Here is a 22,239-nt window from a genome sequence, read left to right as displayed (position 1 = left end):
GCCCTGTCACGCAGGGGATACGGCCGGGGCCACTGTGAAATCTTGTGGCCCCGGCTGACATCATCCCAAATTGTACGTACACTCTGTACGGACAAGATGAGTCCCGGCCCGGATCCTCCGAGGTCCCCGCCGGGACACCCCTGCGAACGGACACTCATGCGCGACGACCACGGGACCCTGGTGCCCCTCTACCACTGGATGAACAAGATCCCCGGCGGAGCCATGCTGGTCCCGCTGGTCCTGGGGTCGCTCATCGGAACCTTCGCCCCCGGGGCGCTGGACATCGGCAGCTTCACCACCGCGCTGTTCAAGGACAGCGCCCTGCCGCTGATCGCCCTCCTCATCTTCGCCACCGGCACCCAGGTGACGCTCCGGACCGGCGGCCCCGTCCTGGCCGCCACCGGCGTGGTCCTGCTCGGCAAGAGCCTCATCCCCGGGCTGCTGATCGTCGGGCTCGCCGTCTTCACCGGCCCCGACGGCATCCTCGGGGTGTCGATCCTGGCGCTGCTCGCCGCCACCACCAACGCCAACGGCGGACTGTGGCTCGCGATCACCGGCCAGTACGGACGCTCCCGCGACCGGGGCGCCTACATCGCGGGGGCCATCAACGACGGACCGTTCATCGCCCTCCTGTTCATCGGCGCCTCGGGCCTGGGCCAGATCCCGGTGCTGGCCCTCGTCGCCGCGATCGTCCCGTTCCTGCTCGGCGTGGTCGTCGGCAACGTGGACGCGCAGTGGCGCGAGGTCCTCAAGCCCGTGCCCTCCATCGTGATCCCGTTCTTCGCCTTCGCGCTCGGCGCGGGCATCGACCTCGCCGACGTCGCCCGGGGCGGGCTGACCGGCATCCTGCTGGGCGTGGCCATCACCCTGTTCACCGGCGGCCTGGTCTACCTCGGCTACAAGCTGATCCTGCGCCGCGGCAAGGAGTCCGGCATCGGCTTCGCCGCCGGGACCGTCTCCGGCAACGCCGTCGCGACCCCCGCCATCGTGGCCGCCGCCGACCCGTCGTTCGCCGCCTACATGGGCACGGCGACCTCCCAGATCGCGGCCAGCGTGCTGGTCACCGCGATCCTGGCGCCGCTCGTGACCACCTGGGTCCTGCGCCGCGCCGGGGCCTCCCCCGCCGAGGCGGAGAAGGCCGAGGAGGCGGCCGAGGCCGAGAGGGCCCTGGCCGGCGGGGAGGCCGCCTCCCGCGCGGAGACGGCGGACACCGGCGCCGGACAGGCGACCGCCGCGGCCCCCGCCGCCGGAACCGACACCGCCGAGCAGAAGGAGTCCGACTCGTGAGCACCCCCGTCACACCGCGCGTCGCCGTCGTCGCCGACGACCTGACGGGCGCGGGCGACACCGCCGTGCAGTTCCTGCGGGCCGGGTGGAGCACGGAGCTCCAGCTCGACGCCGCGCCCCCGAACGCCGAGGTCGTCGCCGTCAGCACCGACTCCCGCGCGCTGCCCGCCGACCGCGCCGCCGCGGCGGCGGCGGAGGCGGTCCGCCGCCTGCGCGACGCCGGGGCGGCCCGCCTGTACAAGAAGGTCGACTCCACGCTGCGCGGCCCCATCCGCGCGGAGATCGACGCCGTCCTCGACGCGTGGTCGCCGGACGCGGTCGCCGTGGTCTGCCCGGCCTTCCCGGCCAACGGCCGCACCGTCCGCGACGGGGTCCTCCTCGTCGACGGGGTCGAGGTGCACCGCACCGCGGTCGGCACCGACCCGGTGACCCCGGTGTCGGAGAGCCGCGTCGCGGTCCTGCTCGGCGCCGGCCACGTCCGGCTCACCGGCGGCGACGCCGCAGCCGACGCGGCACTGCTGCGCGCCGCCGGACCGGTCGTGGTCGCCGACGCCGAGACCGACGAGGACCTGGCGCGCCTGGCCGCCGCCGTCACCGCGCTCGGCCCCGACGCCGTGCCGGTCGGCTCGGCCGGGCTCGCCGCCCGCCTGGCCGACTCCTGGGCCGCGGAGGCCGCACCGGCTCCCGCCCTCGTCGTGGTCACCTCGCTCCACCAGACGGCCCGGGGCCAGGTCGAGGAGCTGGCCGCCGACGACCGGACCCGGATCGAGCAGCCCGCGCCGCGCGACCTCGCCGACGACGCGGCCTGGCGCGCCTGGTCCGCCGGGGTCCTGGACCGGTTCGACCCGGCCGCGGCCCACACCGCGCTGGTCGCGCCCGAGGACCGCGACGGGGCGCTCGACCCCGCGTCGGTCGCCCGCCGCTTCGGCACGCTCGCCGCCGACCTGGCCGCACGCCACGCGCTGTCCGGCTTCGTGGTCACCGGCGGCGACGGTGCCCGCGCCCTCACCGCCGCCCTGGACGCGCGCGCCATCGCCCTGACCGGCGAGGTCGCCCCGGGCATCCCGCTCGGCACGCTGTCCGGCGGGCCCCGGCACGGCCGCGCCATCGTCACCAAGGCCGGGGGATTCGGATCCCCCACCGCACTACTGGAGGCCGCTGACGCGGTCCGCCACACGAAAGGCAGGAACGCATGAGCCGCCCCACCCTGGCAGTCACCCTCGGCGACGTCGCGGGCATCGGCCCGGAGATCACCGCCAAGTCCCTGCTGCACCACCCCGAGGTCCGGGAGTACTCCCGCCCCGTGGTGATCGGTGACGCCGACGCCCTGCGCAACGCGGTCGCCGCCGTCGGCGGCGACCCGTCCGCGGTCAACCCCGTCGAGTCCCCGGCCGACGCGGCCGACGACCCCGCCGTGATCGACGTCGTGCAGACCGGCCCCTCCCTCGGCCACGTGCCGCCGGGCGAGCTGAGCGCGGAGGCCGGCGACGGCGCGGCGCGGTTCGTGATCGCCGCGGTCGACCTGGCCAAGCGCGGACTGGTGGACGGCATCGTCACCCCGCCGCTGAACAAGGCCGCCATGCACCTGGGCGGCCACGCCTGGCCGGGCCACACCGAGCTGCTCGCCCACGAGTTCGGAGTGCGGGACTACAGCCTGGTGCTCTCCGCCGGGGAGCTGTCCTTCTTCCACCTGACGACGCACGTGTCCCTGCGCAACGCGATCGAGGGCATCACCCGGGAGCGCACCCTGGAGGTGCTGCGCCTGATGAGCGCGTTCGCCCGCGCCCAGGGCAGCCCGGACGAGCCGATCGGGGTGGCCGGGCTCAACCCGCACGCCGGGGAGAACCGCCTGTTCGGCGACGAGGACGCCGACGTCCTCGCGCCCGCGATCGCCCTGGCCCGCGAGGAGGGCATCAACGCCCACGGCCCGCTCCCCGCGGACGCCCTGATCCCGGCGGCCGTCAACGGCAAGTGGAAGCTGGTCGCGGTCTGCTACCACGACCAGGGGCACGCGCCCTTCAAGGCCGTCTACGGCGACGACGGCGTCAACATCACCGCCGGCCTCCCCGTGGTGCGGGTCTCGGTCGACCACGGCACCGCGTTCGACATCGCGGGCCGCGGGATCGCCCGCGAGGCCAGCCTCGTCCTGGCGCTGCGCCGGGCCGCGGAGCTCGCCCCCGGCTGGGGCCACGTCTGGCAGGCCTCCCGCTCCGAGGCGCGGTAGCGGCGCGACGGCCCGCCCGGCGGCGCCCGCTCGGCGCGGCGCCGCCCGGTGTTCGGGGCGGCCCCGCCCGCCCTCGGCCGCCCCGTCCGGAGCACCCGTGAGCGGTGTGCCGCGGGGCACCCCTCCCCGCGCGCAGGCGGGGGGGGCGGTGCGCCTTGACGCCGAGGCCGCCATGCCCGCGCCCCCTCGCCGCGCGCGGGCAGGGGGCGGACCGGCCCCCGCGCCCCTCGCGTGCGGTGCGCGGGCACTCCCCTCCCCGCGCCCCGGCCCTAGAATGGCGCCCATGCCCGTCGACCGCACCGACCACCGCCCCCTGCACGCCCAGGTCGCCGGCGTGCTGCGCGCCGAGATCCGCGACCGCTCGATCGCCCCCGGCGACACCCTGCCCAGCGAGGCGGCCCTGCGCGAGCGGTTCGGGGTCTCCCGCAGCGTGGTCCGGCAGGCGCTGGCCACCCTGGAGGACGAGGGCTCGGTCCGGAGGACCCGCGGCCGCGCCCCGGTCGCCGCGGTCCCCACCGAGCACCACCGGCTCGTCCAGCGCGTCACCGGGCTCTTCGACCAGTTCTCCTCCGAGGGGCTGAGCCTGTCCACGGCGGTGCTGTCGCTGGAGCCCTCCCTCGCCGGGGGCCCCGCCGCGGTCGGGCACCTGGGCACCCGGGACCTGCTCCGCCTGGAGCGCGTGCGCTCGGTCGGCGGCGACCCGCTGTCCTACGTGCGCACCTGGCTCCCCGCCGAGCGCTTCCCCGGCCTGGAGGCCGCGATGCTGCGCGACGCCTCCCTGCACCGCCTCATGGAGGAGCGGTTCGGGGCCGTGCCCACGAGCGGGCGCCGGCAGATCCGGGCCGTGCCCGCCGACCCGCGCATCGCCCTGGAGCTCGGGGTGGCGGCCGAGGCCCCGCTCCTGCTGCTGGAGGGCGGGACGTTCGACCGGGACGGCACCCCGCTGGAGTGGTTCGAGAGCTGGCACCGGTCGGACCGGGTGGTGTTCGACATCGAGGCCGAGGGCTCCTCGGAACAGGTGCGCATCGCGCCCGACCCCTCCCTGCTGGACCGGCCCGCCCCGGAGCGGCCCGCCGCCGCACCGGGGGGCGCCGCCGCCGTGCCGGGCCTGGACCGCGCCGTCGAACTGGCCGACGGGCTCCGGGCCGAGCTGGCGCGCCTGCGCGACGGCCTCGCCGTCGGTGACGCAGAGCGAGGTCCGGGCGCCGCCCGCTAGACCGGAACGCACGGAGAGCCCCGCAGCGAGCGGATTTCTGTCCGATAGTGGCCACAAAGAGTTACCGAAGCACTCCGTGCGGTACTTTTTTCTTGCGTCGGCACGAGCGGGACGGCAGCGAGGAGAGCGCCCCGCCCCGCGGAACGCGCCGCCGCCCCCACCGTCCGTCCCCGACACGGAGACCCCGGCGCGCGGCCGGGAGACCCGCCCGACCACCCCCTCCGCGCACCGTCCCCGCACGACCAAGGCCCCCGCCGACAGCCGTGCCGGAGGCCGTGAGAGGGAACGACATGCCCCAGCCCCTGAAGCGCGCCGCCGCGTCCCTGGTCTTCGCCGCCGGGCTCACCGCGGCGACGGCCGGCGTCGCCGACGCGGCCATCAGCTACGTCGGCGGCGGTACCTGGTACCACGGCCTCACCACCGGAAGGGTGTACTCGAACTACTTCCACGCGACGCTCTGCCACGGGTCGACCGCGGTCGGCACGTACACCGTCACGTCCGCCGCGATGCTGCCCGGCAAGACGTCCGAGGCCTCCGCCCCGCGCGCCGTCAACCACAACGAGACCTACTGGAGGCACTGCGGGTAGCGCCTCCCGCAGCCACGGGGCCGCCCCTCCGCCGGGGCGCTCGGCTCCCCGACCACGCGCAGGGACACGATGCCCAACCGCACCATCGCCTTCGCCCACACCGCGTTCCTGGTCTCCGCCGCGCTCATCGCCGCACTGCTGCTGGCCGCGTGGGAGGCGACGATCCCCACGGCGCAGCACTCGGCGTCGGTGTGGATCGTCGAGGACGACGGCGCCTCCGACGGCGGCGAGGTCGCGCGGACCGTCGAACGCGTCGCGGCGGAGCAGCGGATCTCCGTCGGCCTCGTCGTCCCCGACGTGCGCTCGCCCGAGTCGCTGTGGCACATGTACCTCGCGGTCGGGGACCCCGGCTCGGCCCAGGCCGACTGGCTCACCGACGGGTACCCGTCCTTCGGCCGCACCATGGAACTGCGCGTGCACCCCGTGCGGGACATGGCCGGCCGCAGCCCCCGCGGCAACTACCTCGTCTTCGGACCGCCGGAGAACGCGCGGGTGCTCGCCGACGCCCTCGCCGGGCACGGGCTGGGCGCGGACCCCGGCGCGGGCCAGGCCCGCCTGTGGCAGTCGTTCCTCGGCGGCCCCCTCTTCCACGTCCTGGCCACGGCGCTGCTGGTGGGCGCCACCTCGATCGGCGCGGGCGTCCTGCTCGACTCCCGGGACCACGGCGTCCGCCGCCTCCACGGGCACTCCTACGCCCGGATCCTCCTGGGCGACCTGGGACGGGTCGCACGGCTGTGGGGCGTCGCCCTGCCCGCCGTGTGCGCCCTCACCCTGCTCCTCCTCGGCCTCTACAACGGGTGGAACCAGCTCGGCCTGTACTCCCTGACCGCCCTGGCGCTCCTCGGTCTCCTCGCCGCCGCGGCCCTGGCGACGCACGCGGCGGCGCTGGGCCTGGTGCACGCCGCCGGGGTCCTGCCGGCGCTCCGGGGACGCCTCCCCGTCCGGAGCACCCGGGCCGCCGTCTACCTGGTGCGCGTGCCCGTCCTGCTCCTCCTGCTCGGCGTCCTGGCGAGCACGCTCCACCTCGCGCAGGCCGCGCGGGAGCAGCGCGCGGCGCTGGGGGCGTTCGAGCGCACCGGGGAGACCTCGCACGCCACGCTCAACGGCAGCACGGCCTTCGAGGACCCCGGGACCGCCGAGCGCCTCCTCGGCCCCTGGCTGCGCCGCGCCGACCTCGACGGGGAGCTCGTCGTCGCCGAGCGGCATCCCCCCGCGTCGCTCGTGCCGGTCGGCGCCCCCCGACCCGGCTTCGACGTGCTCGTGGTCAACGACACCTACCTCGCACGGCAGGAGGTCCTGTCCCCCACCGGCGCGCGCTACGGCGCCGCCCCCTCCGACGACCGGGTCCGGGTCCTGCTGCCGCCCGCGCACGCCGCCCACCGGGAGGCCGTCGAGGGCGAGATGCCCGACTGGTACGCGCTCCAGGCCGGGAGCACGGGAACCTCGGCCGACATCGAGGTCCTGCCGCTGGCCGGCGGCCAGCGGGTGTTCACCTACGGGTCGAGGGACCCGGGCGGGACCGACGCGTCGCCCTTCCTGCTGGACCCGGTGATCGTCGCCCTGCCCAACGGCTCCGCGCTCTCCGACCGGGCCTACGTCACCTACCTGACGCACGAGGCCCTGCTCTTCCCCGACCCGGGTGTGGTGCTGGAGGCCCGCACCGACCCGCGGATGGCGGAGTACGTCAACACCGTCCAGCCGATCCTCGACAAGGCCAGGAGCGCCCACGCCGCCCAGGTCGCCGCCGTGCGCGTCGAACTGCTCGCCCTGGCCGCCGGCACCGCCGTCCTGCTGACGACCGGCGTCGCCGCGTGCGTCGTCCACGTGCGCACGCACTCCCAGACCGTCTTCGCCCGGCACATCAGCGGGTGGAGGTTCCTCTCCGCGCACCGCCGGTTCCTCGCCGTGGAGGCCGTGGTCGCGCTCGGCTTCACGGGCTGGACCGTGTGGGACACCCTCGCCGCGCTGCGGGCCCTGGACGACCCCCTGCGCCCCCTGCCCCCGCAACCGGTGCCGACCAGCGGGCTGGAGCCCCTCTACGCCGCGGCCGTCACGGCGGCCGGGCTCGCCCTGACCCTCGGCGCCCTCGCCCTCTTCCACCGCCGCATCGTCCGCGAAGGCCCCTCGCGGGCCTGACACCACCGGGAAGCACCATGATCACTGCCGAGAACCTCGCCAAGTCCTTCGGGGACCGCGTCCTGTGGCAGGGCCTGGACCTGACCGTCGAGGCCGGGCAGACGGTCGCCCTCGTCGGGGCCAGCGGCTCGGGCAAGACCACCCTGCTCAACTGCCTGGGCCTGCTCGACAGGCCCAGCGGCGGCCGGATCCTCTGCGAGGGCGCCGACCTGACCCGCCTGGGGCCGGGAGGGCGGCGGCGCTTCCGGCGCGACAGGCTCGGCTACCTCTTCCAGGACTACGCACTCATCGAGAACGCCACGGTCCGGGCCAACCTGGACGTGGCGCGGCGGCGCGGCGCCCGGGCCGACCACGCCGCGGCGCTGGAGCGGGTCGGCCTGGCCGGGCGTGAGGGCGAGGTGGTGCACCGCCTGTCCGGCGGCGAGCAGCAGCGCGTCGCCCTGGCCCGCCTGCTCGTCAAGCGGCCCTCCCTGGTGCTGGCCGACGAGCCGACGGGCGCCCTGGACGCGGACAACGCGGCGATGGTGGTGGAGGTCCTGCGGCAGCTGGGCCGCGAGGGGTGCGCGGTGGTGGTCGCCACCCACAACGACGGGGTGCGGGCGGCGTGCGACAGGGCCTTCGACGTGGGGACCGGGCGGGAGGCCGCGCCGTCCGGCCCGGCCGCGCGGCCGGGCGGGGCCGAACCCGCCGCAGGGGCGGGGCGCCCGGACCGCGGGTAGCGGTGCGGAACCGGGCGGCGGGGCCGGGACGCCGCCCGGCCGTGGGGGTTCGGCCCGGTGCGTTCAGCCCTGGGCGACCGTCTGCGGAGCGGGGGACGCGGAGGCCTCCCGGTCCGGCAGCGCGAGCGCGTAGGTCAGCAGGTCGACCCCGGGCACCGGGGTCCAGTCGCGTTCGGGTGTGCGGACGAACCCGTGGGCCCGGTAGAGGGACTGCGCCGCGAGCATCGGGGGCTGCGTGGACAGGACCACCCGGGCCGCGCCCCGCTCCGAGGCCAGGGCGACCACCGCGCGCACCAGGGCGCGTCCCACACCGCGGCCCTGGGCGTCGGGCGCCACCGCGAACGCCCGCACCTCCGCCTCCTCGGGCCCGCGCGCGACCTCGCTGGACTCCGACCACGGGACGAGCAGGACGGTGCCCACGACCCGGTCCCCCTCGACGGCCACGAGCACCTCGCCCCGGCCGTCGGACCCCAGCGCACGGAGCGAGTCCGTGTAGGGGTCCCCCTCCTCCAGCAGCCCCAGGGCCCGGTAGGCCGCGACCCGCAGTTCCCCGACCGCCGCCATCTCCTCCGGCAGCGCCTCACGCACGTTCATGGGAGCAGTCAAGCAGAGGCCGGGGACACTCCTCCGCCCGGCCCGGGTCCGGGCCGCCCGCCCGGAACCCCGCCCGGGTGTGTAGGGTGTCGCCGATCCACGACCACCGAGGGGACGGTGACGATGAGCCTGGTCGCCATCAGTGACCTGCACGTCCGGCACGCCGACAACCGCGCCTTCACCGAGGCCCTGCGGCCCGCCTCCGACGACGACTGGCTCCTGGTCGCCGGCGACGTCGCCGAGACCGCGGACGACGTCCTGTGGGCCATGGAGCTGCTGAGCGAGCGCTTCTCCACGGTGGTGTGGACCCCCGGCAACCACGAGCTGTGGACCTCCCCGCGCGACCCGGTGCAGCTGCGCGGCGAGGCCCGCTACCTGCACCTCGTCGAGGCGCTGCGCGGCCTGGGCGTGCACACCCCCGAGGACCCCTACCCGGTGTGGCCCGGCCCCGACGGGCCGGTCACCGTCGCCCCGCTGTTCGTCCTGTACGACTACACCTTCCGCCCCGGGGGCGCCCGCACCAAGGAGGAGGCGCTCGCCGTCGCCCACGCCTCCGGGGTCGTGTGCACCGACGAGTACCTGCTGCACCCCGACCCCCACCCGAGCCGCGACGAGTGGTGCCGCGCACGCCTGGACCACACGCGCAAGCGCCTCGACGCCCTCGACCCCGACGTCCCCACCGTCCTGGTCAACCACTTCCCCCTGGTCCGCGAACCCACCCGTGTCCTGCGCTACCCCGAGTTCGCCCAGTGGTGCGGCACCGAGGCGACCGCCGACTGGCACACGCGCTACCGCGCCCGCGCCGTCGTCTACGGCCACCTGCACATCCCGCGCACCATCGTCGTGGACGACGTGCCCCACATCGAGGTCTCCCTCGGCTACCCCCGCGAGTGGGGGCCGCGCCCGAACCCCCCGGAGGGGCCCCGGCTGATCCTGCCCTGAGACGGGGTGCGGAGACGGGGAGGGCGGGGGGCGGACGCGGGGCGGGCGCCTTGACATGAACAAAAGTTGAGCTTCTAGGTTCGCCCCATGGACACCACGAGCACGACCCTCCCCGACCGCGCCGCCGACGAGCGGCGCATCCGCGACCTCGTCGCCCGGGCCGACCGGGCCCAGAACGACCCCGTCGCACTCCCGGCGCTGCACACCTCCGACGTCGTGATCGTCAACTTCGGCGGGCGGCGGCTCTTCGGCCTGGAGGCCTTCACCTCCGCCATGGCCGAAGCCCTCGCCACACCCCTCAAGGACGTCCGGACGGCCCTGCGGGTCGACGACATCCGCTTCGTCGCACGCGACGTCGCCCACGTCAGCCTCACCAAGACCGTCTTCGACGGGCGCCCCGAGGCGGCCTCCTCCGCTCCCCTGAAAGGCGTCATGTCCTACCTCCTGATCCGCGAGGGCGACGACTGGCGCATCTCCCTCGCCCAGACCACTCCGGTGGCCTGAGGGTCCGGTCGTGCGGCCCGGGTGCCGTCGAGGGCGCCGACGGGAAGGCCGCTGCGACGGATTTCCGCCTCTCACCTGGGTAGGAGCCGGAGACGACGCCCCCGGACCGGCCCGTCGGCTCCCCGCCCCGCAGTCCCGGACCGCCGGAAGAAAGGACAGGTACCTCCATGCCCACCGCTCTATCCCGTCCCGCTCAGAGCCGCGTGCTCGCGGCCCTGAGCGGGCCCCTTCTCGCAGTCGGGCTGTGCGCATGCACCCCCCAGGCCACGGCCGAACGGCCCGTCGACCGCGTCCTCCTCTCACCGACGGCCGATCCCGGTACCTCCCAGACCGTGACCTGGCGCGCGTACGAAGCAGAGGAGTCCTTCCTGGAGATCGGGCCCGAGGACGGTTCGGAGGAGACCTTGCGGGTCGACGGCAGCCCGACCGGAGGCGACGAACCGGGCTCCACCTTCGCGGCCACGGCCACCGGCCTCGAACCGGACACCGCCTACCACTACCGGATCGGCGCGAGCGGCGCCGGTGAGGGCTCGGAGGAGGAGACCGGGGACTGGCGCGCCTTCACCACCGCGGCGGAGGGGGCGGATCCCTTCAGCTTCCTGTACTTCGGCGACATCCAGAACGACATCACCGAGGACGCGGCCCCCGTCGTCCGGGCCGGTCTGGAGGCCGTCCCCGACGCCGAGCTGGCCGTGCACTCCGGGGACCTCATCGACGACGCCGACAGCGCCTCCCAGTGGGACGAGTGGTTCGACGCCTTCGACCAGGCGTCCGGGAGCATGAACCACGTGGCCGCCCCGGGAAACCACGAGTACGACGACGGCCTGAGCCGGTACTGGGGCCCGCAGTTCCCCGGCGCCGGCAACGGTCCCGACCGGGGCACCGACCTGGCCGGAACCGCCTACCACACCGACTACCAGGGGGTGCGGTTCGTGGTGCTCAACTCCAACTACCGTGAGGCCGCCCCGGAGGACCCCGAGCGGTGGCTGGACACGCAGCGGGACTGGCTGGACCGGGCGCTGACCGACAACCCCCACCCGTGGACCGTGGTCACCTTCCACCACCCGGTCTTCTCCAGCGACCCCGAACGCGACAACGGGCCGCTGCGCGAGGCGTGGCTGCCGGTCCTGGAGGAGCACGACGTGGACCTGGTCCTGCAGGGCCACGACCACTCCTACACCCGGGGCGTCCTGGCCGAGGGCGGGGACGGCGGCTCCGGCGCGCACACCGGACCGGTCTACGTGGTCTCGGTGACCGGCCCCAAGACCTACGACGCCGGCGAGGACAACTGGACCGACAACGGCGCCCGGGTCCAGGTCCAGCGCGAGGAGACCCAGACCTTCCAGCACGTCGCGGTGGACGGCGACACCCTGGAGTACCGGGCCCGCACCGCCGACGGCGAGACGGTGGACGCCTTCACCATCGTCAAGGACGGGGACGGCAAGCGCATCACCGACGGTTCCTGAGCAGTGGGTTTTCCGGTGCGCCGCCCATCACCTCAGGGGTCCGCTGGGCGACGTCCCGATCACGCCCGGCGCTCGGCGTTCAGGCGACGGCCACGGCGACCGCGAGCTGGGCGACCGCCGCGACACCGGACACAATAGTGGCAGCGGTGACGAGTGCGGGGAGCGACCTCTTCCAGCTGGCGAAGATCTTGGCACGGAGTTCTCCCCACCCACCGCTGCGCAGCATGAGCTTGGCCGTCTGCCACCGGTGCTGCTCGATATGACACCCCGGCAGCAGCCCCGGGGAGTTGTTGCGGCACCGCGTCTTCTCCCCCCTGTTCCAGGCACCGCACGGCAGCGGCATCTGGAAGAAGACGTAGAGGACCGAGACCGCGGAGGCGATCGCGATCCACATCGGTCCCACTTCCGGTAGAAACCAACCGAAAAGGGCGAAAACTATAACCACCACGCCCCAGTAGCGCAGAGAACCACGAGATTTCGTCTTGGAAGCCATGACACCGATCCTTGGCCACCCGAACGGCACGGAACAAGGGACGGAAGGCCTCCGGCAATGGCCGACACCGGCCTGGAGTTCGACACATGAATTCACTCGAAAAAGGGAAACCCCTCAAGTACTGAGTGCGAAATATATGCATTACATGGACAACCATGGTTTTTTACTCTTCGCCAGGAGTTTCCTGAACCGATGACGGTTCCGCCCCCGGAACCACGGGAGGCGGCCACGGAACCAGGCCCTGTTCCGCACCGACCACCACGCGCACACCTCCGGAGCAACAGCAGCCACAGCACTCGCACTTCGGTGGCCTCAACCGGTCACGCGGGGTTCCGGGGAACACCCGGTGGGCAGAGCACGGGCGAACGCCCACGCGGAACCACGAGGTGAAACGGTGCCCACCACCCCCGGGCCTCTCCCAGCCGCCGGCCACGCACCACCCGACCCCCTCGCCGCCGTGCGCGGCCGTGTCCTGCTCCATGTCAAGGACGTCCGACACGCACCCCTGGGCCATGTCCCGGCCGTCGCCGGAGGCGTGGTCTTCTCCGGCCGAAAAGCCCGCGAGAGGGCGAAGGAGTTCATCGCCGGGACAGCCCATGCCTGTCCGGTCGTTCTGGACCCGTCGGCCTACGAAAGCTCCTACGCGACCGCCGAGGAACCGTTCACCACAGAACCGCAGCACTATGTCGACACGCGTCGCACCGGTCTCGGAGCGACCCTGGAACAGTGGACCGCGGCCCCCGCCGACCTGGTTCTGTCGCCCACCAGGTACCTGCGGTGCGACGATGAGGGCGAGCGGGCACTGGCCGCGGCCGTCCGGCAGATGAACGGGACGGACGCGCCGACCGTGGTCTTCGCGGCGCCCGTCGACGCGGCGTGGATCACCGAACGCCGCACGTACCTGATCGCCGCCCTCCGAAGCGTCCGTGCGCCCAAGGCACTGATCCTCGGGGCCCGGAACAACCCCTTGGACTCGAAGCGGAGGGCGAGTGCGCTCAGGGAGGTCCTCCGCTCCTGCCCGGACACCGCTCTCCTCCGGATCGACCTGGCGGCGCTGGAGGCGATGGCGTGCGGGGCGCCGTTCGCCTCCGTCGGCGACACCTCGTCGGTCCGCCACGCGGTGCCCCCGGGAACGGAGGGCGGCAGGCCCGGGACGGATTCGAGCCCCCACGTCATCCTGCCCGCCCTGATGGGCTACTTCCACGGCTCCACACTCGCCGAACGCCTGCGCAACCCCCGGCGGTGCCTGTGCACGCCCTGCGTCGAATGGGGAGAGGCCCGGAACAACGGCGAGGCGGGCAGGCCGCTCAGCGACTTCCAGGACTCGTCCGACAGGAAGGCGGCGCACGCCCACAACATGGCGGTCTGGTCCCGGTGGTGGCGGGAGCTCGCCTCCGAGACCTCGCCCGGAAACGCCAGGTCGCGGTGGCAGGGGATGTGCCGGAGGGCTCTGAACGAGTACGAGTGGCACAACAGGGAGATCTCGCCCCGTGAGGACACGTTCGGTGTCTCCGCCGCCCTGCGCTACTGGGCCGGCTCCGAGGACTGGGAGCCCCATTCCTCCGCGACCCGGTGAACGCGCTCGGCGAGGCGCCAGTGCAGTGCCGCAGCCGACTCGGGGACCCCCTGGCGGGGACGGACCAGCACCCGCAGACCGCTGCCGTGGCGCACGGCCAGCCCCACACCGTAGTAGTCCGCCTCCCAGCAGGCCCGGTCGCGGTCCTCGCCGAGCGACTCACACACGGCCATCCGGGGTGCGACCGCGCCGAGCGCACAGGCCCGGTCGAGGGCGTCGAGCCACTTCTCTCCCTGCGTAACGAGCAGGTCGAGCCGCACCGGCGTGTCCGCCAGGCGCAGGATCCGCCCGTTCCTCCGCGTGCGGGTCCAGGCGGGCAGCGCCGGGAGGATGACCTGTTCGCGTTCGCTGAGGGAGTCCACCGGCACCCACGAACCCAGGGGAAGCGCCTGGAGCACCTGGTAGACACCCAGCCGTGAACCGAGGGCCCTGCCTCCGGAGCGGAGTCGGGCCTGTTCCGCCACGGGGCGGTGGACGGACGTGAGCGGTACTCCGCGCACACTCAGGTCGGCGGTCCGCGCGTCCTCGAACCCGACGAGCGCGCGCATGTGCCGGAGGTCGGGTTCCATCCCACCGATGGTGGCAGAGAACCCGGTTCCCCGCCCGCGGTTCTCCACAGGCCCGGCGGCCCGTCCCGCGCACGGCCGGGGACCGGGTACTGGGCGGGGGCTCCCGGCTCCGCTCCGACCGGGGAGCCGGCTCCCGAACCCTCACCGGCCCGCGGTCCGTGCGACCTGCTCAGCCCGGTGCCGGGCGGAAAAACCCGGTCTGCAAGGGGGACGCCCATCAGCGCCCCGCGTCCGGAGGGGTCCGTACCACCCGTTCCCAGCTCCCATGGAAAACCGCGCGGTCACGGACTGCTGCCACACCTGCCCTCCCAACAGCCGCCCGGAGGCGACCGATACTTCGGTCCTCTGGCCGCTTCCGGCCATACGGCACCGATTCGCACAGCTGCCCTCCGTGCCGCCCCCGGTATCCGAAGGGGCTTGTACCCTCGTCTTCCCCGCAGCCCCAACCTCCCCCCTGGAAGGCAGCCTCCTTGGCATCCCGTAGCGAACTCACTGACAGGATGACGCACACACTCTTCGCGGTACTGGCCAAGCACCCCGAAGGTCTGCACAAGAACACGGTCTGGAACCTCATCCTCGGTGCGAACCCCGGGTTGGAGGAGGCATGGAAGAAGGCCACTTCAGGGAAGACGAGCCCGTTCACCTATCTGGGCTGGATCGCTACAGAGGCGGTCAAGGCCGGGTGGATACGCAAGGACGGAGACGGAACCTGGGAACTGACGGGAGCCGGACGCCACACACTGTCCACCCTCGAAGCGAATGAGGATCTTCAGCCTCTCATCAAGCTTCGCTACAACGAGTGGAAGCGGAACGAGAGCAGCCACGCCCTGGCCCGCGAAGTTCTCCAGTCCCTGCCCGAGGGTCACTGGGTCGGGCTGAAGGACCTTGCCGAGGTGACCGGCCTGGACCCCGCGGCACTGATGCAACACCTGTCGGCGACACGTGCGGAGGGCTGGCACCGCGTCTTGGATGAAGAGGGCCGCGCCCCGAAGTGCGCCCACTTCACCGAAGCGGAACAGGTTGCGGCGAACCTACTGCTGGACACTGACGGCATTCTCGGCCCTGGCGGCTGGACGCTCGCCAGCCATCGTGTCACCCGGACTGAAATCACCGAACAGATTTCCACCGATGACACAGCTCCCGACCGGACCACGCCCCCCACACGCGCATGGCTGATCCGCGGTACGGACCTCGGACAGGACGGTGCTGTCCACGCGGTTTGGGTGGAACGGGGCGAGTGCTCCCTGACGGCGAACGGAGCCGACATCCTGCGCGCTGGTGTGGGCGAGACCGTGGTCCGCGACACCGTCGAGAGCCTCCACCAGCACCGGTCGAGCGAAGAGCGCGAGCGACTCGTCTTCGCGCTGCACAGCTTCGTCTCCAGGATGCGGAGCGGGGACATCGTCCTCACCAACATCGGTCGCGAGGTCCACCTCGGAACGGTCTCCGGGGACGAACTCCGCTCCGGCGCCCCTTCTGCGCCGGGTCAACTGATCCGCCCGGTGGCATGGCACACTCAGGGTTCCCCTCTCCACCTGACCGGGAATCTGTCGGCCGAACTGGCGGCCCGGATCGGCACGCCCAACACCGAACTGCTCGAACTCACCGGTTTCCGCCGGGAGCTGGAGCAGCTGATCAACGGTCCGCACAAGCGCCCCGCGCCGGTACAGGACGCGGAGCTGCCCGAGCCCACCGAGGAGTTCGCCCACAGCGTGTTCATGGAGCGGGAGTGGCTGTCAGAGTGTGTGGACCTGCTGCGTGAGAGACCGCAACTGGTCCTCTACGGCCCTCCCGGCACCGGCAAGACGTATCTCGCCCAAGAGCTTGCCCGCCACCTCACCGGCGACCGCCCCGAGAACACCCAGCTCGTACAGTTCCACCCGTCCTACTCCTACGAGGACTTCTTCGAGGGTTACCGCCCCCATCCCGGGGACTCCGAGCACCCCTCCGGATTCACCCTCACCCACGGCCCCCTGCGCAGCCTGGCCAACGCGGCGCGCAAACACCCAGGCGAGCCTTTCGTCCTCATCATCGACGAGATCAACCGGGGCCACCTGGCCAAGGTCTTCGGTGAGCTCTACTACCTGTTGGAGTACCGGAACCGGTCCGTGAGGCTGCTCTACGGCACCGAGGCCGATCCCGGTTTCGACCTGCCCCGGAACCTGTTCATCATCGGCACGATGAACACCGCGGACCGCTCGATCGCCCTGGTCGACACGGCCATGCGCCGCCGCTTCTGGTTCACCGAACTGCACCCGAGTGCGGAACCGGTGGCGTCGGTCCTGCGGCGGTGGCTGCGTCACCGCGCGCTGCCGGAGGACACTGCGCTCCTGCTGGACGAACTCAACAGCCGGATCGACGACCGCGACTTCCGGATCGGACCGTCCTACCTCATGCGCCCATCGGTGCACACCGCCAAGGGCATGGACCGCGTGTGGCGCCACCAGATCCTCCCCCTGCTGGAAGAGCACCACTACGGCGACGGCACCGACGTGGCGGCCAGGTATGGACTCTCCTCCCTCCGCAAGGCCCTGGGCCTGACCGAGAGCCCATGACGGCCGTCCTGCGCCTGACCGAGCACAGGCCCCGGAGAGGGATTCGCCTTTCCGCACCGCAGGCCGCCCTGATCGCCGCGTCCGGACTCGTCACAGTAGCACCGGAGCCCGACGGTCTCTGGAGGGTCAATGCGGACCGGGAGATGGTCGGGTCCGTGCGGTTGAGCGCTGTCGGGGAGTCGATCGAGCTGGTCATCACCCCGAAAATCCCGGTACGACGCCTGTTCTTCCTTCTCGGCTACGCCCAAGGAGGCATGCACTGGCAGCGGGAGGCGGTGGACGTGCAACGGCATGACGACCTCGTCCCCGCCGTCGCGCACGCCTTCGCCCGCATGTGCGAGCGCGCCCTGGGCCAGGGTGTGCTCATGGGTTACCGCACCGTGGAGGAGTCGGCTCCGGTCGTCCGCGGCCGCCTGCGCACCGCCGAGCAAATCCGACGCAGGTACGGCGGACTCCTTCCGGCGGAGATCAGCTATGACGACCACACCGCGGACATCGCCGAGAACCGGATCCTGCTCGCCGCCGCACACAGACTGATGCGCACTCCCGGCACCGAGCCCGGCACGCGGGCCCTCCTCCGCCGGGTCGTCGTACGCCTGGACGGGGTGAGCGCGCTGCCCCCGGGTCGGAAGCTGCCCGTGTGGCAGCCCAGCCGTCTGAACACCCGGATCCAGAACCCGCTCAGACTGGCTGAGCTCGTCCTGAACTCGCACTCCTACGAGTTCGGCACGGACCACTCCCTCCGGGCCGACGGCCTCGTCCTGCGGATGTGGCAGGTGTTCGAGGACTTCGTGACCCGCGCGCTCTCCGAAGCCCTGAGCACCGGAGGGGGCCGCTGCCTGCTCCAGGACAGGCGTTTCCATCTGGACCACGCGAAAACGGCCCAGCTCCGGCCCGACCTTGTCTACGAGCCCCCAGGGGCCGGGTCTCCTGCCGCCGTGGTCGACGCCAAGTACAAACGCAGCCGAGAAGCGGGAAGCCACACCGGCGACCTCTACCAGATGCTGGCCTACTGCACCCGCCTCGGCCTCCGCGAGGGCCATCTCGTGTACGCGGCCGGCTCGGGGATCACAGGCGGCCGACACCACCTGCACGGCACCCCGGGGGTAACCGTGCACCAGCACGTCCTGGACCTCGACTCTGAGCCGGAAGCCCTGCTCGCCCAGGTCAGCGCCATCGCCGAGGCCATCTGAGCGGCAGCAGGCTTGCCGAGCCATGTACCGAACTGACCACGCTCTCCACGGAGATCAGCAACCAGATTGCCCCTGTCCACACCAAGTGCCAGTGGAGTCCTGTTTCAAAGAAACTAGAAAGACGGATCAACCCAAATAAATCACAAAATGGAAACATTTTAAGCCCCAAGTGCACCCCAAGTGATAGAAACCACAGGGAACAGAAGTACGAGATTGGATGGTGCTACTTGGACGAGCTCGAGTTGGCCACGATGCGCCCACCAGAGGATGCAGGCTCACGCACCTTCGACAAGTACGAGTGGCAGGCCAGTGTCGCCACTCGTGATCTTCTGGTACTTCTGACGAACGACATCCTTGACCGTCGGCAAGGACGGGGCCTACCTCACCGGGCCCTGATCAGTGAGCACTGGGAGGACTGGATCCTCCTCGACGGTCCTACAACTGTCATTGCATCGGGCAAGCACCGAGACTTGGACCAAGGAGCTTGGGAGTGGCCTGAGCTAGTCGGCAAGGGAGGACTCGCCCATCTGTACCGAAACTCCCGAAGGCTCTCTGGCGCTTTCCTCTGCCGCCTTTCCACCAACAACGCTCTTCACCGCTCCAATACCTCACCCTTGGGCGACTTCTGCCTGGCCAGCGATTCCGCTTCCGGAAGCCCCCGAAAGCAAGTCCAAAATTCGGATTTTTCGAGATTATGTAACAAGTTCGCACAACATCTGCTAATACATCACAAAAAGGCAGGCCTCACCAACGACGAGGCTGTTGGACTGCATGCTCGAGCACAGGACTGCAAACCAAGCTCTGCTCTCCTGAAAACAGTAGACCCTTTCCTCCGTAAACTCAGCCTGGACACAGACATTCCAGGTCGGCGTAGCATAGATTCCTCCGCACCGACCGATTACGTTCAGCCGGTTCTGCGAGGACTAGAACATCCGATCGAGCACGCTGGTCTGGTCTGGAAAACACTGAAGGATGTCGTTGGACAGAGCATGCGCGCCCATCTGCCGATCGAATGGGGTGAGCTCAGCACACTTGTCCAGCACTCTAACTCTGACGAGCGCAAAGAGCTGCCCCAAGACATCCTCCGCCGCAGGATCACCACCGACCAAGCTCGAGACGCCATCGACAAAGTGGTGAAGCGTCCCCGACACTTTCTCGTGCCGGAGGTCCCTTACCGGTACAAGGTCTCGGTGAAAATGAAAGCTGGAAACTGTGGAGCCAATGACATCCAGCGTGCCGAGGACCGGCTGGAAACTTGGCAGAACGCCACGGCCGCAGTGGATGACTCCCCTGGCAACCACGCCCAGGTAGAGGTATTCACCAAAGAACTCCTGGAGCGTGTCGACGACGTCGAGTACAACCTCAAAAACCAGAAAGTACCGGAAGACGACATCGGCCGTCGCCTATGGAATGACAGCATTCGCCTTCCCGTTGCGGATTTCCCCGAGCTTCCCTTCCCTCTCAGTAGAGCGCTGCTTACCGGTGCTGTAGCCAATGCCGCTAACCAGTGTTTGATTTGGTTCACCGAAGCGCGCTTCGACGCTGACGCCCTGCTGCGAGAATTCGGTGAGTCCAACACCCGTACTCTCTCCCCTACTGATACCCAACAGGACGAGCCGTGACCGCGAAGCACCTTCTCCTGTTTCAACGGGACCGTGACTACCACGAGATTCGTGTCCTTCTCCTGATCAACGCAGTAGTCCAAGCCCACCCACTACCCGGACATGTCGACGGTCTGACCCAACTCGCCAAGTTGGACTTCCTACTGCGCTACCCCGAGTTGGCGACCCAGGCTCTGGAGGGTCTTCGCACAAACGACCAACGGCTTCACTTGGGTGCCCCAGACGCTCGGACTCCGGAGGCCCCCATGCGTCGGCATCGCTACGGCCCCTGGGATGAGCGCTACTACACGGTTGTGGGGGCTCTCATCAGCCGCCGTCTCCTCCGGAAGGGTAATGAGGGTCGTTCACGCATCACCCTGACTCCCACCTCGATGGGGGTGTCCGTGAACGAAAGGGCGCTGGCCACACCGTCTTGGAGAAAAGTGGCAGACCGATGCTCAGCAATTGCCGAGGCGGCCGGACACCTTAGCGGTAACCGCCTATCTCTGCTTATCCATGAACATCTTCCGGAGATAGTCTCCCACGGTTTTGGAGAGGAGATCAGATGAGTACCCGCTTCCGCATCAACGCACTAGAGGTGGAGACGGACCGCCCGGAAGAGCACTCCCGCCGCGAGTTCGCCAGTGGCCTGAACCTCATCATCGGTCCTCCAGGTTCAGGTAAAAGCACCATCATCGAACTGATCAAGTTCGGCCTAGGATTAAAATTCCGAAAAACTCCGGTCGTGGACCAGAAGGTACATAGAGTCCACGTCGAGATCGAGGCAGGAACACAGGAACTGCGACTAACTCGGAGCAGCCTCACCCCGGGCGAAGTACTGGTCCATGACCTGACACTTCAGGAAGATATCGGCGGTTATCCCGTTTCGTCCGACGATGCTGAGGTGCCAACGATCGGCAAACGTCTTCTGGAGTGGCTGGGCATTCGCGACGATGTCGACTTCACCGTGAACGGGCAGCGCGACACGTTGACCTTTGCCCACGTCTGGGACTATGTCCATGTTCCCCAAAGTGACATCGATCAACGCATCGCCCACCACGACGCCTCCGCGTTGAAACAACGGCGTATACGCCTCTTCCAACTGCTGTTCGACATGATCGATCAGCAACTCCAGGAGCTCGAGGAACAGCTGCTGAAGGCCAGGGAACTTCTTCGTCAGGCTCAGCGACGCGACGAGGGGGTGACCGTCCTAAGGGAGCGGGCCTCTCTGCCTTCCGGGGCGGAGCTGCGCCAGAACCTGGCCGATACTCAAAGACACCGCACGCGTCTGACGGAGAGCCTCCGTGGGCTGCGTTCCGCCATGGGAACTCGGGACGACCGTGTACTCACCCTGCAAGGATTGCTTGAAAGCAATCGCAACAGCATTCTCAGAACTCAAGAAGTCCTTCAGTCACTCGAGGAAACCCAAGCTAAACGGCGTTCACGTGTGACCGAACTCGAGGGGGCACTGGATCGCGTTCAGCGTGTCAACAGCGCCAGTGCGTTGCTGGCCCCCATCGAATTCTCTCAGTGCCCGCGCTGTACGCAGTCCATCGTCGAACGCGAAATTTCCGTACCTGAGAATACATGTCAACTCTGTCTCCAAGAAGAATTTTCGGAGCCAACTCAGAACGAGGGTTTCAGGAGGAAACAGGGACGAGAGGGTGAATTACCTCTGATTATCCCAGGAGAGTCGGGAGCACAGGAGCTCCAGCTGGCAAGTCAGCGGGAAGAGATCCTGTCCCTTCGGTCCCAGGGAGAACGGGAGAGAGAGGCCCTCAACTCTCATCTACGTCAGCTCGAGGCGGGCAACCGCGAACTCCGCGAAGAGATCGAGCTCCTGACCGGTGGCAACGGCCCTCACATCGAGGAGCTCTCCCAGGTTCGGGAAGCTCTGGCTCGGGCGGAGGCCGAGATCGAGAAGCTCGAACAGGCTCTGGACGTGGACCTGCAGATTGCAAGTTTCCAGGTGGACGTGAACCGGGCCGAGGCCAAAGTCAGTACTGCGGCGAACGCCCAGCGGAACAGGCAAGAATATCTTCGCCGCTCCAACGAAAACCTGTTCGAAAATCTCAGCACTCTGTACAACGACCTTCTTCACGCTTTGCACACACCCAATGTGGCGGAGGGGAAAATCTCCCTAGAGGACTACCTGCCGTACATCGACGACGCGAGGTTCGACCGGGTCAACATCAGCGGTGGAAACCAAATCCCGTTCATCGTAGGGTACTGGCTCACCCTTCACTCAACCGCTCTCAGTAATCCGAATTACCATCTCCCCAGCTGTCTGATCCTAGACAGTCCACAGAAATCCCTGGGGCCACTTCAATCACTGAGTTTCAACATCTACACGAAGATCCAGGCAATCGCTGGTGCTCGAGGAAATCCCTTCCAGCTCTTCGTGGTAGACACAAACCTTCCCACGGGGTTCGAGCCCGCGCACGGCGTGATCTCCGTAGACTACGAGTCCCCTGGTATCCCTCGCATCACGCATGCCGGCCACGAGAATATCCCCTTGGTCGAGGACATGGAACTAGAAGACGAATAGGCCCCATTGACCCATTCAGATGTGGACAG

At 70.2% G+C, this 22,239-nt stretch carries 18 protein-coding genes; 15 read left to right on the top strand and 3 right to left on the bottom strand.

Translation table 11 applies throughout. From position 1 onward, the window contains the following. Positions 1–156: 156 nt before the first annotated feature. From ACIRPH_RS28940 to ACIRPH_RS28910, 7 genes are all read left to right on the top strand, one after another. The gene (locus ACIRPH_RS28940; RefSeq protein WP_402919923.1) at positions 157–1,287 is read left to right on the top strand and encodes a 2-keto-3-deoxygluconate permease; all 1,131 of its coding nucleotides are present in this window, start codon (positions 157–159) and stop codon (positions 1,285–1,287) included. Next, on the top strand, positions 1,284–2,483 hold the full coding sequence (locus ACIRPH_RS28935) for a four-carbon acid sugar kinase family protein (protein WP_402919921.1): 1,200 nt from the start codon (positions 1,284–1,286) through the stop codon (positions 2,481–2,483). Before ACIRPH_RS28940 ends, ACIRPH_RS28935 begins: the two co-directional genes overlap by 4 nt. Then, on the top strand, positions 2,480–3,511 hold the full coding sequence (gene pdxA / locus ACIRPH_RS28930; protein WP_402919919.1) for a 4-hydroxythreonine-4-phosphate dehydrogenase PdxA: 1,032 nt from the start codon (positions 2,480–2,482) through the stop codon (positions 3,509–3,511). The genes ACIRPH_RS28935 and pdxA overlap by 4 nt, the downstream gene beginning before the upstream one ends. Positions 3,512–3,785: 274 nt before the next feature. After that, positions 3,786–4,727, top strand: coding sequence for a GntR family transcriptional regulator (locus ACIRPH_RS28925; protein WP_402919917.1), 942 nt, complete (start codon positions 3,786–3,788; stop codon positions 4,725–4,727). Positions 4,728–5,017: 290 nt separating this feature from the next. After that, complete coding sequence (locus ACIRPH_RS28920) at positions 5,018–5,314, top strand: lactococcin 972 family bacteriocin (protein ID WP_402919915.1); 297 nt, start codon at positions 5,018–5,020, stop codon at positions 5,312–5,314. Positions 5,315–5,383: 69 nt separating this feature from the next. Beyond that, complete coding sequence (locus ACIRPH_RS28915) at positions 5,384–7,450, top strand: hypothetical protein (protein WP_402919913.1); 2,067 nt, start codon at positions 5,384–5,386, stop codon at positions 7,448–7,450. A 17-nt stretch (positions 7,451–7,467) separates the two neighbouring features. Beyond that, a complete protein-coding gene (locus ACIRPH_RS28910) occupies positions 7,468–8,169 on the top strand; it encodes an ABC transporter ATP-binding protein (RefSeq protein ID WP_402919911.1) in 702 nt (233 codons plus the stop codon). A 63-nt stretch (positions 8,170–8,232) separates the two neighbouring features. On the opposite strand, the gene ACIRPH_RS28905 is transcribed toward ACIRPH_RS28910, so the two are convergent. Next, entirely contained in the window at positions 8,233–8,763 is a 531-nt protein-coding gene (locus tag ACIRPH_RS28905; protein WP_402919909.1) for a GNAT family N-acetyltransferase, read from the bottom strand. A gap of 123 nt (positions 8,764–8,886) precedes the next feature. Between ACIRPH_RS28905 and ACIRPH_RS28900 the strand changes: the two genes are divergently transcribed. The 3 genes from ACIRPH_RS28900 (at position 8,887) to ACIRPH_RS28890 (ending at position 11,675) form a co-directional block, all read left to right on the top strand. After that, on the top strand, positions 8,887–9,705 hold the full coding sequence (locus ACIRPH_RS28900; RefSeq protein WP_402919907.1) for a metallophosphoesterase family protein: 819 nt from the start codon (positions 8,887–8,889) through the stop codon (positions 9,703–9,705). A gap of 87 nt (positions 9,706–9,792) precedes the next feature. Then, positions 9,793–10,209 carry an SgcJ/EcaC family oxidoreductase gene (locus ACIRPH_RS28895; RefSeq protein ID WP_402919905.1) on the top strand — a complete coding sequence of 139 codons (417 nt, stop codon included), beginning with the start codon at positions 9,793–9,795 and terminating at the stop codon, positions 10,207–10,209. A gap of 167 nt (positions 10,210–10,376) precedes the next feature. Then, positions 10,377–11,675 (top strand): metallophosphoesterase, encoded by a 1,299-nt coding sequence (locus ACIRPH_RS28890; RefSeq protein WP_402919903.1) that lies wholly within the window; start codon positions 10,377–10,379, stop codon positions 11,673–11,675. Positions 11,676–11,754: 79 nt separating this feature from the next. Here ACIRPH_RS28890 and ACIRPH_RS28885 read toward each other — a convergent pair whose 3' ends face one another. Further along, positions 11,755–12,069, bottom strand: a complete 315-nt coding sequence (locus ACIRPH_RS28885) for a hypothetical protein (RefSeq protein WP_352985522.1) — start codon at positions 12,067–12,069, stop codon at positions 11,755–11,757. 493 nt (positions 12,070–12,562) lie between these two features. On the opposite strand from ACIRPH_RS28885, the gene ACIRPH_RS28880 reads away from it, so the two are divergent. Next, positions 12,563–13,744, top strand: a complete 1,182-nt coding sequence (locus ACIRPH_RS28880) for a hypothetical protein (RefSeq protein ID WP_402919901.1) — start codon at positions 12,563–12,565, stop codon at positions 13,742–13,744. Here ACIRPH_RS28880 and ACIRPH_RS28875 read toward each other — a convergent pair. Further along, on the bottom strand, positions 13,693–14,313 hold the full coding sequence (locus ACIRPH_RS28875) for a hypothetical protein (RefSeq protein WP_402919899.1): 621 nt from the start codon (positions 14,311–14,313) through the stop codon (positions 13,693–13,695). The two genes, ACIRPH_RS28880 and ACIRPH_RS28875, sit on opposite strands and share 52 nt — an antisense overlap. A gap of 500 nt (positions 14,314–14,813) precedes the next feature. Here ACIRPH_RS28875 and ACIRPH_RS28870 point away from each other — a divergent pair, with 500 nt between their 5' ends. From ACIRPH_RS28870 to ACIRPH_RS28855, 4 genes are all read left to right on the top strand, one after another. After that, on the top strand, positions 14,814–16,868 hold the full coding sequence (locus ACIRPH_RS28870) for an AAA family ATPase (protein ID WP_402919898.1): 2,055 nt from the start codon (positions 14,814–14,816) through the stop codon (positions 16,866–16,868). After that, positions 16,865–18,061: an McrC family protein gene (locus ACIRPH_RS28865; RefSeq protein WP_402919896.1), complete on the top strand. Its 1,197-nt coding sequence runs from the start codon at positions 16,865–16,867 to the stop codon at positions 18,059–18,061. Before ACIRPH_RS28870 ends, ACIRPH_RS28865 begins: the two co-directional genes overlap by 4 nt. Before the next feature lie 227 nt (positions 18,062–18,288). Further along, positions 18,289–19,683: a hypothetical protein gene (locus tag ACIRPH_RS28860; RefSeq protein WP_402919894.1), complete on the top strand. Its 1,395-nt coding sequence runs from the start codon at positions 18,289–18,291 to the stop codon at positions 19,681–19,683. A gap of 544 nt (positions 19,684–20,227) precedes the next feature. Beyond that, a complete protein-coding gene (locus ACIRPH_RS28855) occupies positions 20,228–22,210 on the top strand; it encodes an AAA family ATPase (protein WP_402919892.1) in 1,983 nt (660 codons plus the stop codon). Positions 22,211–22,239: the final 29 nt, after the last annotated feature.

The organism is Nocardiopsis sp. NPDC101807 (genome assembly GCF_044766605.1).
In the GTDB taxonomy this organism is placed as follows: Bacteria; Actinomycetota; Actinomycetes; order Streptosporangiales; family Streptosporangiaceae; genus Nocardiopsis; species Nocardiopsis tropica.
Note: the sequence above shows the minus strand (reverse complement) of the source record. Positions and strands in the feature narration are given on the sequence as shown.

Bases quoted from the DNA above. Each gene is read 5' to 3' on its own strand.
- ACIRPH_RS28940 (WP_402919923.1), top strand. From the start codon at position 157: ATGCGCGACGACCACGGGACCCTGGTGCCCCTCTACCACTGGATGAAC.
- pdxA (WP_402919919.1), top strand. From the start codon at position 2,480: ATGAGCCGCCCCACCCTGGCAGTCACCCTCGGCGACGTCGCGGGCATC.
- ACIRPH_RS28925 (WP_402919917.1), top strand. From the start codon at position 3,786: ATGGCGCCCATGCCCGTCGACCGCACCGACCACCGCCCCCTGCACGCC.
- ACIRPH_RS28920 (WP_402919915.1), top strand. From the start codon at position 5,018: ATGCCCCAGCCCCTGAAGCGCGCCGCCGCGTCCCTGGTCTTCGCCGCC.
- ACIRPH_RS28915 (WP_402919913.1), top strand. From the start codon at position 5,384: ATGCCCAACCGCACCATCGCCTTCGCCCACACCGCGTTCCTGGTCTCC.
- ACIRPH_RS28910 (WP_402919911.1), top strand. From the start codon at position 7,468: ATGATCACTGCCGAGAACCTCGCCAAGTCCTTCGGGGACCGCGTCCTG.
- ACIRPH_RS28905 (WP_402919909.1), bottom strand. From the start codon at position 8,763: ATGAACGTGCGTGAGGCGCTGCCGGAGGAGATGGCGGCGGTCGGGGAA.
- ACIRPH_RS28900 (WP_402919907.1), top strand. From the start codon at position 8,887: ATGAGCCTGGTCGCCATCAGTGACCTGCACGTCCGGCACGCCGACAAC.
- ACIRPH_RS28895 (WP_402919905.1), top strand. From the start codon at position 9,793: ATGGACACCACGAGCACGACCCTCCCCGACCGCGCCGCCGACGAGCGG.
- ACIRPH_RS28890 (WP_402919903.1), top strand. From the start codon at position 10,377: ATGCCCACCGCTCTATCCCGTCCCGCTCAGAGCCGCGTGCTCGCGGCC.
- ACIRPH_RS28885 (WP_352985522.1), bottom strand. From the start codon at position 12,069: ATGTGGATCGCGATCGCCTCCGCGGTCTCGGTCCTCTACGTCTTCTTC.
- ACIRPH_RS28875 (WP_402919899.1), bottom strand. From the start codon at position 14,313: ATGGAACCCGACCTCCGGCACATGCGCGCGCTCGTCGGGTTCGAGGAC.
- ACIRPH_RS28870 (WP_402919898.1), top strand. From the start codon at position 14,814: ATGACGCACACACTCTTCGCGGTACTGGCCAAGCACCCCGAAGGTCTG.
- ACIRPH_RS28865 (WP_402919896.1), top strand. From the start codon at position 16,865: ATGACGGCCGTCCTGCGCCTGACCGAGCACAGGCCCCGGAGAGGGATT.
- ACIRPH_RS28855 (WP_402919892.1), top strand. From the start codon at position 20,228: ATGAGTACCCGCTTCCGCATCAACGCACTAGAGGTGGAGACGGACCGC.